Genomic DNA, 11914 nt, shown 5'->3' on the forward strand with positions numbered 1-11914 from the left:
GACAGCATTGGATTGCAGCCTTGGCTGCAAGCCTTGCAAGAGGGCTGGCTAGAGAACGCCCACGACTCGCCCATCGTCATCGATATCGATCCGCAGCGAGGCGGGTTCCTTCGGCAGCCCGGGCATCGTGAGAATCTCTCCGCAGAGGGCCAGCACGTAGCGCGCGCCGGCGGCCAGGCGCACCTCGCGAACCGGAAGGCAGTGCCCTTCGGGCGCTCCGCGGAGCCGGGGATCGGCGGAGAAGGAGTACTGGGTTTTCGCGAAGCAGACGGGCAGGCGGCCGAAACCTTCCTCCTCCATCCGGCGGAGCGCGCGCCGGACGGAAGCATCCGCTCTCACCTCGCCGGCGCCGTAAACCTTCTCGGCTACCGTGACGATCTTTTCCCAAAGCGGGATGTCTTCGCCGTAGAGGAAGCAAAAGGGGGCGGGATCGGCCGCCGCTTCCAGCAGCTTTCTTCCCAACTCCTCCGCACCCGCCCCTCCCTCCGCCCAATGCCGGCACTGGGCGGAAGGGACGCCCAGGCTTCTTGCTCTCTCTTCGACGAATCGCAGTTCGGCATCGGTATCCGAGGTGAAACGGTTCCAGGCGACGACCACAGGCAGCCCTAGGAGATCCCGCATGATCTTCACATGCCTCCGCAAGTTGGCAAACCCTGCTTCCAGGGCTCCGAAATCTTCCCGCTCGAGAGCGTCCAGGGGCAGCCCCCCGTGGAACTTGAGGGCCCGGATCGTGGCGACGATCACCGCGGCCGCCGGACGTAGGCCCGACTGGCGGCAGAAGATATCGATGAACTTCTCTCCCCCGAGATCGCTGCCGAACCCCGCCTCGGTCACGACCCAGTCGGCCAGGCTCAATGCCGTCTCCATGGAGACCACGGAGCTGCACCCGTGCGCGATGTTCCCGAACGGCCCCCCGTGAATGAACGCCGGGGTCTGCTCGAGGGTCTGCGCCAGATTGGGCAAGAAGGCGTGCCGGAGCAGGGCAGCCATCGCTCCGGAGGCGCCGAGATCTCCCGCGGTCACCGAGCCCTCGCCGATGCGGGCGGCCACGCGAATCTCCGATAGGCGCGTGCGCAAATCGGCGAAATCCCGCGCCAGGCATAGGATCGCCATCACCTCCGATGCGGCGATGATCTCGAACCCATCCCTGCGAACGAGCCCCTTGCGGCCGTCCAAGCCGACAATGATCTGCCGCAGCGCCCGATCGTTGATGTCGACCACCCGCTTCCAGTAGAGCCGGCTCGGATCGAGCGCAAGCTCGTTTCCGTGATAGAAATGGTTGTCCACGAGCGCGGAAAGCAGATTATGCGCAAGGCCGACCGCGGCGAAGTCCCCGGTAAACTCGAGGTTGATCTCCTCCCGAGGCACGACTTGCGCCCGACCCGCTCCGGTCGCCGCCCCCTTTCTGCCGAAGATTGGCCCGATCGACGGCTCGCGCAGGCAGACCGCCGCTTTTTTTCCCAACCGTTGCAAGGCGTCGGCCAAGCCGATCGCCGTCGTCGTCTTCCCCTCTCCGGCCGGGGTCGGTGTGATCGCCGTTACCAGGACCATCCGGCCCTTGGGCCGACCACGGAGGGTCTTGAGAAACGACCAGTCGAGCTTGGCGCACCCCGTTCCGTAGGGGAGAAGGGCCTCCTTCGGGATTCCTAACCGGGCTCCGATCTCCTCGATGGGAGCGGGACGGGCATTCCGTGCGATGGCCAGATCGGTGAAGGGTTGGCTCATGTAGATCAGATCCCCCTGGTTCGCTTCCTAGGCGCCGTCCGAGGAATGGATTTCCGCTTGGCTTCCCCGCATGTTCCCGACTAGCATAAAAGCTTCGGAATCCGCCACAAGCTTCCCTTCCGCCCGGGTGAAATTCTTCTCCTCCCTCTCCGACCAAGCCCGCGAGGAACTCATCGCCGAGCGCAAGCGCAACTCCTCCCTTTGGAAGGTCATCCACGGCCTGGCATCCCTCCGCCTCGCCGTCGCCCTGCTCCTCAGCTTGGCGGCCGCCTGCGCCGCCGCGACCGTGATCGAGTCGCGATTCGACTCGACGGTCGCCCAATATTATGTCTACCGGTCCCCTTGGTTCCTTGGCTGGCTCGTGCTCCTCTGCATCAACCTCTTTGCCGTCACCCTCACACGGCTTCCCTGGAAGCGGCAGCATCTCGGATTCGTCATCACCCATTACGGAATCATCCTTCTGCTCGCCGGTGCGATGATCGGACGCCTCGCAGGCTTCGAGGGTTTTGTCCACCTGCGGCTCGGCGAGCCCGCCGAAGACCGGGTCACGCTCAACCAGACAGCGCTCTTCCTGGAGAATCCTCTGCGCAACGAGGTCTTCCGAGTGAGCTTCCCTACCGAACTCTGGCGGCCTCGTCCCGACCACCCGCGCAAGATCGCGATCCCTGGAACGGACCTCCGCCTAGTCATCGACGATTTCTCCTCGGATTTGACGCTCGTCGAGGAGATCGTCCCCTCCTCCGATTCTTCCGCCGGACCCGGCATCAGTCTCCTGCTGGAGAGCCGGATGGCCCGGCAGAAGACCCTGCTCGCCCTCCTGGAAAAGGAGCCCGCCCACCAAGTCCAGGATTTTTTTGGCCTCGCCAAGGTTCTTTGGCTCTCCGAACCGCCGGTCTCGCCCCCAGGCCGGACCCTGCATGAGGCCCAGGTCGTCTTCGCCCGGTCCCCCGAGCAGCCGATCACCCATGCGGCCGACGGAATCCCGTCAGGGTACCGGTTCTTTCTCGTTCCGGACGAGCAGAGTCGGCAGATGCTCCTGGTCGTGATCTCCCCATCGGGAGAGAAGAACGCCTGGGAGGTCACTTCCTATGTCGGGAAGGTTCTCGATTTGCCCGGCGGAGCGCAGGCATACCTTACCGGCTATTGGCCCGATTTCGCCATGCGGGAGGGAAAGCCGACCTCTCTTTCGGATCGTCCCGAGAACCCGGCCGTCCTGGTCGAACTGCGCTGGCGGGAAGCGGGACGGGCGTCGCCCAGCCTTTTTCTGTGGAAATCCGCTGATGGCGACGCCATCGCCTATCAGGCCTGGAACCGCCGAGGCGAGATCTCGTCCCAGGGCCAGACGACTGCGGGTCGGAAGTTTTCTTTGGGATGGGCCGACTGGGAGGCATCGGTCCTCCGCTATGAGCCGCACGCGTCGATTCAATCGGTCATCCGAAAGCAGGAACCCGGAAAGGCGGTCACGATGGCGATCGGCCCGGGCGTGCACGGGCGGGTGGAGGATCCGAAGGCCAAGCTTCAGTCCGTTCCCCTCTGGATCCTCTCGGGAGTGGCCCAAACCTTCTCGTTGGAAGGGATATCGGTCCGGGCCGCCTATGGCCTGGAGAGCCGCCCGCTCCCCTTTCGCATCTCGCTGGAACGGTTCCGCGTCCCCCGGGAAGAGGGAAGCGATGCTCCCGTCGACTTTCAAGCGACCGTGCGCTTCGAGGACCCGAAGACCGGCGCAACCCGCACCGAAACCGCCCACATGAACTCGCCGGCGACCTTCCCAGGTGGGTTTTGGCGCTCGGCCCTCGGACGGAACTACAAGTTTTCCCAAGCGTCTTGGAATCCGCAAGACCTTCGGGAAACCACCCTCCAGGTGCTCTACGATCCGGGCTGGCCCTGCAAATGGATCGGCTCGCTCTTGATTTGCATGGGCATTCTCCTCATGTTCCTCCAACGGGGATCGCGACGGAGCTCGGCTCCCGTCCCGACGGTTCTGCCACCCGAAGAGGCGTTCTCGCCGCGCAGAGCCGATTCCACGCAGGCTCGGTGAAGTCCGGAGCAGCCGTCGGGAGCTAGGAAATCCGCCTTGGTCAGGAGGGCGTTTCATGGAAAAGGAAATGCAAGAGCGAGTGGCCGAGCTTCGGGCGTCTTTGCAAGCGGCGGAGACGGAAGGGGCGCTCGAGGCGATCCGCATCCGCTACTTCGGGCGCCATGGAGAGGTCCCGCGCCTGCTCGCCTCCCTCGGCACCCTGCCGCCCGAGCGGCGCCGGGAAGCCGGCCGCGCGATCAACAACTTCAAGGCCTTGGCCGAAAAGGCGATCGAGGAGAGGCGCGCGGAGCTGGCTCCCGCTCGACCGAAAGGGCCTGCTTTCGACGCGACGCTGCCGGGCCGTCCCGTGCCCGAGGGCTCGATCCATCCGATTTCCCGCATGTGCCGGCGGATCGTCGAGATCTTCCGCCGGCTCGGCTTCGCCCTGGCCGACGGTCCGGAAGTCGAGAACGAGTTCTACAATTTCGACGCCCTCAACACTCCGCCCGATCATCCGGCACGGAACGAGCAGGATACCTTTTTCCTCAAGGATTCGACCCTCCTTCCGGCGGCTCCTTTCCGCGGGGGCGGACGGCTCCTGCTCCGCAGCCAGACAAGCCCGGTGCAGATCCGGGCGATGGAGAAGCAGCGGCCGCCCATCCGGATCATCGCTCCCGGCCGCTGCTACCGGCGGGATGAAATCGACGCCACGCACTCGATTGCGTTTTTTCAGGTCGAAGGGCTTGTCGTCGAGGAAAGCGCGAGCCTCCGAGAACTCAAGGGGACACTCGAGCTGGTTTTCCGGGAGCTCTTGGGGCAGGAGACCCGCTTCCGCTTTCGCCCCCATTACTTCCCCTTCACCGAGCCGAGCTTCGAAATCGACGGCTTCCGGCCCTCCCCCGCCAAGACCGGAAAGGAATGGCTCGAGCTTTGCGGGTGCGGGATGGTCCATCCCAAGGTGCTCTCGGGTGCCGGCATTGATCCGGATCGCTATTCCGGCTTTGCCTTCGGATTCGGCATCGAGCGGCTCCTGATGATCGTCGAGGAGGTGCCCGATCTCCGGCTCTTTACCGAAAACGACGTCCGCTTCCTCCGCAACCAGAGCTGCCCTGTCTAAGGTCCATGGATTATCGCGACACAGTTCTTCTCCCGCGCACTTCCTTCCCGATGCGCGCGGAGCTGCCCAAACGGGAGCCGCTCCTTCTCGAACGGTGGCGGCGGGAGCGACTTTATGAGCAGATCCTTGAAGCTCGCAGCTCGGGCCCCCGATTCATTCTGCACGACGGTCCGCCGTTCGCGAACGGGGACGCCCACCTCGGCCATGCCCTCAATAAGACGCTCAAGGACTTAGTGCTCAAGTCCCGGAACATGATGGGCTTTTTCGCCCCCTATGTTCCCGGCTGGGACTGCCACGGTCTGCCCATTGAAGCCAAGGTGATGGCGGACCTCCCGCCCGAAGGGCGAGATCCGGTGCGGGTCCGGCAGCGATGCGCCGCCTATGCGCTTCACTACATCGCCGTCCAGCGCGAGCAGTTCGAACGGCTCGGCATCTTCGGAGACTGGCAACGGCCCTACCGCACCATGGATCCGCCCTACGAGGCGGAAGTCCTGCTTGTCTTCGCCGACCTTGTGGAGAAGGGATTGGTCGTCGAAGGGCTCCGGCCGGTGTTCTGGAGCACCGGCTGCCGCACGGCTCTGGCGGAAGCCGAGGTGGAATACCATCCGCGAACCGATCCGGCGATTGAAGTTGCTTTTCCTCTCCTGCCGGAAAGCTGCCGGGAGCGCGGCCTTCCGGAGGACACCGTGCTCCTGATCTGGACGACAACCCCCTGGACCTTACCCGCCAACCTGGCCGTCGCGGTGCATCCCGGCCTCCCGTACGCCCTATACGCCGTCGGCGGCCGCCATATCCTCGTGGCCGAAGGGAGGGCAGAGGTTCTTCCGGGCTTCCGGGAAGCGCCCGCGGTGCGCCGCTTCGCGCTCGGCGAGCAGCTCTGCGGGCTTCGCTATCGCCATCCACTTTTGCCGCGCACCGGTTCGGTGTACGCCGCCGATTTCGTGACGGGGGAGAGCGGCACCGGCTTGGTACACATCGCGCCCGGCCATGGAATGGAAGACTATCTGCTTGGCCAAGAGCACGGGCTCCCCCCGCTCTCACCGGTCGACGACGACGGGCGGTTCACGGAAGAGTGCGGGATTCCGGAGCTGGTGGGCCTCACCGTCTGGGAGGGCAATCCCCGGATTATCGCCCGGCTCCGAGCTGAAGGGCTGCTCTGGTCCGAGCACGCCTACGTCCACGACTACCCGCACTGCTGGCGGTCGAAGACCCCGATCCTCTTTCGCTCGGTCCGGCAGTGGTTCATCCGCGTCGAGGCGTTTCAGGCGGAGGCTTTGCGTCGGATCGACGAGGTTGAGTGGATTCCTAACCGGGCGCGCAATCGCATCCGGAGCGCGGTCGAAAGCCGTAGGGACTGGTGCATCTCCCGGCAGCGCTCGTGGGGCATCCCCCTTCCGGTGTTCTACCGGGAGGACGGGAGCGCGGTCCTCAATCCGGGGGCGATCCGTAAGCTGGCGCGTGTGGTAGCCCGGAGCGGCACTGACCTATGGTATATGACCGACGACGCGAGCCTCGCCCGGCTGCTCGATCTGCCCGCCGGCCTCCGGAAAGGAACCGACACGCTCGACGTCTGGATCGACTCCGGATGCAGCCACGCCGCGGTTCTCGCCCCGCGCGGGGAGTTCCCGGCCGATCTTTACTTGGAGGGGAGCGACCAGCATCGCGGCTGGTTTCAATCCTCCCTTTTGCTTTCGGTGGCTCGAACCGGAAAGGCTCCCTACCGGACCGTCCTGACTAACGGCTTCGTCCTGGATCTCGACGGGCGCAAGCTTTCGAAGATGTCGGGGGCACGCGGCCTCTCCGACTTTGTCGCCCAATACGGGGCGGACATCCTGCGGCTCTGGGTGGCAAGCCAGGACTACCGGGATGACGTGCCGTTTTCCCAAGAGATCCTTGCCCGCATCTCCGACGCCTACCGGCTCTTGCGGAATGCGTTTCGCATCCTCCTCGCCAACCTGCACGACTTCGATGCTTCCCTAAGCCGAGTCGATGAAGCGGACTTCCCGGAACTCGACCGATACATGGCCGATCGGCTACGCAGCCTTGTTCGGACGGTTCTCGATGCCTATCGGCGCTACGACTTCCCGACCGTCTATCACGCACTCACTCGATTCTGCTCGACCGAGCTTTCCGCGTTTTACATCGACGTGCTCAAGGATCGGCTCTACTGCGACCCCGCCGACGGCGCAGCCCGCCGCGCATCGCAAACCCTCCTCTACCGGATGGCGGAAAGCCTCTTCCGGCTCGCCGCACCTCTGATCCCGTTCACAGCCGAGGAAGCCTGGCAATCATTGGGAAAGACCCGGTCGGTCCACTTGGAGCTTTTCCCGGAGGAGGAAGCCGCCAAGAACGATCCCGCCTTCTCGGATCGCTGGGCACGCCTCCTCGAGCTTCGGTCCCGGGTGAACGAGGCGTTGGAGAGCAGCCGCCGGGCCAAGGAAATCGGCAAATCCTTGGAGGCGGAGGTCGAAATCCAGACCCCGCACTTCGTTCCATCCGACGCCGGACTTCTCGCCGAGGTCTTTCTCGTCTCCCGGGTGCGCATCTTCCCATCCGAAGCGACGGAAATCCGGGTGCGACGCGCCTCCGGCAGACAGTGTGCCCGGTGCTGGAAATTTTCCGAAGAGGTCGGGCAAACCGATCCGGCCCACCCGGCTCTCTGCCCGCGCTGCGCCGCGGTGGTTCGGGCACAGGGGCAGCCGGTTAGGACAAGCTAATCCCAGGTCCGGGAAAAGACCGCTTCGGAAATCAGGAAGTCGTTCGGGGGATCCGGCAGGCGCGAGTCGTCGAACCGAGGAATCTGCCGACCGATCGTCTGGTCTTCCGGCTGGCTTGGGCGGATCTGGACCGGGGTCCCCACATCTACCAGCCGGTAGAACTCGCGGGCGGCCGAGCCGTGCAAGCGCAAGCATCCGTGCGTATGCGGTTGCGGCCAGACATATCCCTCATGAAACCCATATCCCGGCAGGAACTCCACCCAGTAGGGCATCGGATAGCCGACATAGCGCCAGCCCGGCCCGGGACTTCTCCCCCCTTCGGTGGCGATGATGCGGCCGCCGTTGACCCAGAACCCGTAGGAGCCCGATCGTTTGCGCTCGAGCTTCCGCTCCACCCGATACGTTCCGGTCGGGGTCGGATGACCGGGCTTCCCTACGTTGGTGGCTGCGGCCCAGATGACACGTCCGCCGTCAAGAACGTAGACCGACTGGCTTTGGAGCGAGACCTTGACAACCCGGTCCGGCGGAACCGGCCCGGACGGAACGTTTCCCCAAAAGGTGCGGCCGCTTCGGCCGGCGGCGATCGAATTGCTGGGCCCCGCGCAAGCAGGCAAAAGGATCAAGCACGCCGGCAGGAGAAGGAGAAGGTTGGCGAAGAAACCCCGTGGCGGAGGAAGCAGGCGGTTCTTCCCGCAAAAGGAGGACAACATGCCGGATGCCGATCCTAGCATTTGCCGAGCCACCGGACCGTGTCAAGCCCGCGAATCGGGGAGGCGGGGGTGGGAATCGAACCCACGCATAGGGCTTTTGCAGAGCCCGGCCTTACCACTTGGCTACCCCGCCGGCGATCCGGGCACCGGCTCCGGCCCGGGCAACGGACAACCTACGGGCTCTACCGAGGATCGGCAAACAGGAATTCAAAGTCGCGCAGGTACTCGGCGAAGATCTCGTTGCCGTACATCACCCGGGCGGTCTGCAGCAGGTCCTTCTCATCCCTGGGCTCCCGCGGGCGGGCGCGGAAAAGTGCCGCTTTCCCGAAATAGTAGGCCGGATTGGTTTCGTCGAAAGGGCTCAAGCGCGCGAGAAGACGCTCGGCCGCGCCCGAGTTGCCCAGCATGACTTGGCAGTAGAGCATCTTGAGGATGAGATCCTTGTCGTCCGGCTCCCGCAGCAGAGCCTCGTTGTAGAGGCGAAAAGCTTCGGCGAATCTCCGCTGAGCGAAGGCCAAGTCCCCGGATGCCCGAAGCGCGGGGCCGAACTGCGGGTTCCGTCGCAGGGCCTCCCGGAGATCGGCCTGCGCCTTTTCATACTCTTTTTTTTGGATCCGGATTCTCGCCATGAGCACCAGCCCTTGCGGGTCGTCCGGATCGATTCGCCGCGCGCGGTCGACCGCCTCCTCGGCCGCCCGCCAATCTTTTCGATGAAAGGCGACGAGAGCGTCCTGATAGGCCTGAGCGAAGAGCGCCTTCTTCTCCTCGGATGCGGCGCGGACCGACGGCACTACCAGAACGATCAACCCCGCGGCCAGGAGGGCGACCCGCGGACCGCCCAAAAAAAAGAAAGAGGGGCCTCTCATCCGTTGGGAACCCAATAGAGCCGTTGGCTGGCGGCCCGGATACGCGCCGCGGGGATACTGGAATCGGAGGCCAAGAGGCGCTCGACAACCTTCGCCTTGGCGCCTCCGGTGACGAGAAACCATACCGAGCGGGCCGCGTCCAGACAGGGATAGGTGAGGGTCAGCCGGAGCGGCCCCCCACCCGGATGTGGATTCGCCACGGCGTATGCCCTGCGCTCCTCCAACGCCGCGCTTCCGGGAAAGAGCGACGCGGTATGTCCGTCCTCGCCGAGACCCAGGAGGACCAGATCGAAGGCGGGAGGATCGCCAAGGGCCTCCCGCAATGCCTTGTCGTAAAGTCTCGCCGCTTCCTCCGGATCCTCCGAAGCGTGCCAGCTTCGCAACCGGAGGCGGTCACCGGGCCCCGCACCCAGGGTTCTCCGGATCATGCCTTCGTTGCTTTGCGGATCCGTGACCGGAACCCAGCGCTCGTCGCCGATCCACCAGTCGATCGCCTCCCAAGGAAGGTCGAGCGTCGCCCAACGCCGATAAAGAGGTGCGGGAGTGCTCCCGCCGGAGAGCGCCACATGGAACGTCCTTCCGCTCTTTCGACTTTCGTCGACTCTGTCCTGGAAGTCGGCCGTCAGGCGGTGCAGCCATGCATCGGAATCCGGAAACGAAAAAACGGTTACCGCCAACGCGCTACTCCCGCAGCTCTTCCTCCTGCTCGCAGGGAGGATCTCCCCAGCGCCTTCCTTCCCGGCGCAAGAGCTCCTCGGCCTCCACCGGCCCCATCGAGCCGGGTGCATAGAGAGGCAGCCGGTCGAGATCCTCTTCGCGCCAGGCCGCCTGCACGGCATCGATGATTCGCCACGCCTGCTCGACCTCGTCGGATCGAGTGAAGAGGGTCGATTCTCCGTTCAAGGCGTCCAAGAGCAAGCGCTCGTAGGCTTCCGGGAAATAGTGGTCCTGGCGCCGGTAGTAGAAGTCCATCCGGGCTTCCTCGATGGCCGGCTGTCCCGGCACCTTGGTGTTGAAGATCATGTGGATTCCCTCGATGGGCTGGATCCGGATCTTCAGCCAGTTGCGCGCGATGCGCTTGAGGTTGTGCGCAAAAAGCACGCAGGGGGCCCGGTGGAAGACGATGCAAATCTCCGTGTACTGGTGGCCTAGGGCCTTCCCGGTGCGGAGATAGAAGGGCACCCCTGACCAGCGCCAGTTATCGACCTCCAGCCGCAAGCAGACATAGGTCTCCACCAAGGAGCGGCGGGAGACCCGATCCTCCTCGCGGTACGGGCGCACCGTCTTCCCATTCAGGATGCCGGGCCCGTATTGGGCGCGCACACTGTTTCGCAGGACCTCCTCCGGGGTCGGGGTCGGGACCGACCGCAGCACCTTGACTTTTTCGTCCCGGATCGATTCGGCCTCCAAGGAGGCCGGCGGCTCCATGGCGATCAAGGTGAACAGTTGCATCAGGTGGTTCTGCAACATGTCCCGGGACGCTCCGGCCGTCTCGTAATAGGCGCCGCGCGTTCCTATGGTCTGCGTTTCCGCGACGGTGATCTGCACATGATCAATGTATCGCCGGTCCCAAAGGGGCTCGAAGATCGAGTTGGCGAATCGGAAATAAAGGAGATTTTGAACGTTCTCCTTTCCAAGATAATGGTCGATGCGGAAGATGCACGGCTCGGGAAAGTACTGGTGTAGAATCTGATTGAGCGCCCTCGCCGACGGAAGATCGGTCCCGAAGGGCTTTTCCACGATCAGCCGCCGGTAACCGCCGGTACCCTCCCGTGCATCCAGCCCGGCCTTGCCGAGATTCTCGGCGACGATCGGGAAAAAATTGGGTGCGGTGGCCAGATAATAAAGATGGTTCCGCCCGAAAGCGGCCGCCTCGGGTAGGGTCCGCAGCCGTTCCGCCAGCCTGACATAGTCCTCGGGATTCGCCAGGTCTCCCTTTTGGTAGTAGATATGCGGCTCCAGGGACGCCCAGACCGCATTGTCGATCGGATGGGTGTGGGAGTGGTCTTCCAGCGCCTGGCGTAGCCCCTCTCTAAACTGCGGCTCGGATTGGTCGCGCCTTGCGAATCCCACGATCGCCATCCCTTCCGGGAGATGGCCGTTTTTCTGCAAGTGGTAAAAGGCAGGCAGGATCTTCCGGTGCGTGAGATCGCCGGATGCTCCGAAAATCACGACGGCCGCCGGTGCAACCTTGCCTCCGATCATGTGTCCGAGCCCGGCAGTCTGGCGAGTCGTCATCTCCCCCGAATCCGCATTTCTTTCTTAATAAGAGCAGAATACTGCCGCTCCCGCCTCCGTGTCGAGCGGCCGCCGTCGTTCCCGGCGGCGGCCGCCTATCCCGCAGGGGCACGAAACCAGTGGTAGAGCATGAAATATACGAGCACCCCGGTCACCGACACATACATCCACGACGGCCAAAGCAGACGGGTGAGCCGGGCGTGCGCGGCGAAGCGCCCTTTGGCGGCAAGATAGAGCGCCGCAAAAATGGCGGGAAGGTTCACGACCGCCAGAAACGTGTGGGATATCAGAACGCTGAAGTAGAGAGGACGTGACCAGTCATGCCGGGGGAAGGGCGTCGCTCCATGGATCGCATGATACACGAGGTAGCAGGCTAGGAAGACCATCGAGGTGACGAAAGCGGCGATCATGCACTTGCGATGCGCGGCGACCTGCCTACGCTTAATCGCGACGAAACCGGCGACGAGGAAGCAGGTCGTGATGCCGTTCAGACTGGCATTGACCGCGGGGAGATACGAAACCAC

General features: G+C 64.2%; 9 protein-coding genes and 1 tRNA gene. 3 read left to right on the forward strand and 7 right to left on the reverse strand.

The annotated features are described in order from the left end of the window. Window positions 1-48: 48 nt before the first annotated feature. The gene (locus MTHMO_RS09395; protein ID WP_202214541.1) at window positions 49-1725 is read right to left on the reverse strand and encodes a formate--tetrahydrofolate ligase; all 1677 of its coding nucleotides are present in this window, start codon (window positions 1723-1725) and stop codon (window positions 49-51) included. A 127-nt stretch (window positions 1726-1852) separates the two neighbouring features. On the opposite strand from MTHMO_RS09395, the gene MTHMO_RS09400 reads away from it, so the two are divergent. The 3 genes from MTHMO_RS09400 to ileS all read left to right on the forward strand — a co-directional run bounded on the left by MTHMO_RS09400 (window position 1853) and on the right by ileS (window position 7576). After that, window positions 1853-3763: a cytochrome c biogenesis protein ResB gene (locus MTHMO_RS09400; protein WP_202214542.1), complete on the forward strand. Its 1911-nt coding sequence runs from the start codon at window positions 1853-1855 to the stop codon at window positions 3761-3763. A gap of 67 nt (window positions 3764-3830) precedes the next feature. Next, window positions 3831-4859: a phenylalanine--tRNA ligase subunit alpha gene (pheS, locus tag MTHMO_RS09405; RefSeq protein WP_237394878.1), complete on the forward strand. Its 1029-nt coding sequence runs from the start codon at window positions 3831-3833 to the stop codon at window positions 4857-4859. A gap of 5 nt (window positions 4860-4864) precedes the next feature. Then, entirely contained in the window at window positions 4865-7576 is a 2712-nt protein-coding gene (gene ileS, locus MTHMO_RS09410) for an isoleucine--tRNA ligase (RefSeq protein ID WP_202214544.1), read from the forward strand. Here ileS and MTHMO_RS09415 read toward each other — a convergent pair. The 6 genes from MTHMO_RS09415 to MTHMO_RS09440 all read right to left on the reverse strand — a co-directional run bounded on the left by MTHMO_RS09415 (window position 7573) and on the right by MTHMO_RS09440 (window position 11914). Then, a complete protein-coding gene (locus MTHMO_RS09415) occupies window positions 7573-8286 on the reverse strand; it encodes a L,D-transpeptidase (RefSeq protein ID WP_202214545.1) in 714 nt (237 codons plus the stop codon). The genes ileS and MTHMO_RS09415 overlap by 4 nt on opposite strands. A 61-nt stretch (window positions 8287-8347) precedes the next feature. Beyond that, window positions 8348-8419, reverse strand: a tRNA-Cys gene (locus tag MTHMO_RS09420). Window positions 8420-8468: 49 nt separating this feature from the next. Further along, window positions 8469-9152 carry a lipopolysaccharide assembly protein LapB gene (locus tag MTHMO_RS09425; protein ID WP_202214546.1) on the reverse strand — a complete coding sequence of 228 codons (684 nt, stop codon included), beginning with the start codon at window positions 9150-9152 and terminating at the stop codon, window positions 8469-8471. Further along, a complete protein-coding gene (gene pgl, locus MTHMO_RS09430; RefSeq protein WP_237394879.1) occupies window positions 9149-9829 on the reverse strand; it encodes a 6-phosphogluconolactonase in 681 nt (226 codons plus the stop codon). Before pgl ends, MTHMO_RS09425 begins: the two co-directional genes overlap by 4 nt. Window positions 9830-9833: 4 nt before the next feature. Beyond that, on the reverse strand, window positions 9834-11390 hold the full coding sequence (gene zwf, locus MTHMO_RS09435; RefSeq protein WP_202214548.1) for a glucose-6-phosphate dehydrogenase: 1557 nt from the start codon (window positions 11388-11390) through the stop codon (window positions 9834-9836). 95 nt (window positions 11391-11485) lie between these two features. Beyond that, window positions 11486-11914 (reverse strand): DUF420 domain-containing protein, encoded by a 429-nt coding sequence (locus MTHMO_RS09440; RefSeq protein ID WP_237394880.1) that lies wholly within the window; start codon window positions 11912-11914, stop codon window positions 11486-11488.

This window comes from Methylacidimicrobium sp. AP8 (assembly GCF_903064525.1).
In the GTDB taxonomy this organism is placed as follows: Bacteria; Verrucomicrobiota; Verrucomicrobiia; order Methylacidiphilales; family Methylacidiphilaceae; genus Methylacidimicrobium.

Bases quoted from the DNA above. Each gene is read 5' to 3' on its own strand.
- zwf (WP_202214548.1), bottom strand. From the start codon at position 11,390: ATGACGACTCGCCAGACTGCCGGGCTCGGACACATGATCGGAGGCAAG.
- ileS (WP_202214544.1), top strand. From the start codon at position 4,865: ATGGATTATCGCGACACAGTTCTTCTCCCGCGCACTTCCTTCCCGATG.
- MTHMO_RS09395 (WP_202214541.1), bottom strand. From the start codon at position 1,725: ATGAGCCAACCCTTCACCGATCTGGCCATCGCACGGAATGCCCGTCCC.
- pheS (WP_237394878.1), top strand. From the start codon at position 3,831: ATGCAAGAGCGAGTGGCCGAGCTTCGGGCGTCTTTGCAAGCGGCGGAG.
- MTHMO_RS09425 (WP_202214546.1), bottom strand. From the start codon at position 9,152: ATGAGAGGCCCCTCTTTCTTTTTTTTGGGCGGTCCGCGGGTCGCCCTC.
- MTHMO_RS09415 (WP_202214545.1), bottom strand. From the start codon at position 8,286: ATGTTGTCCTCCTTTTGCGGGAAGAACCGCCTGCTTCCTCCGCCACGG.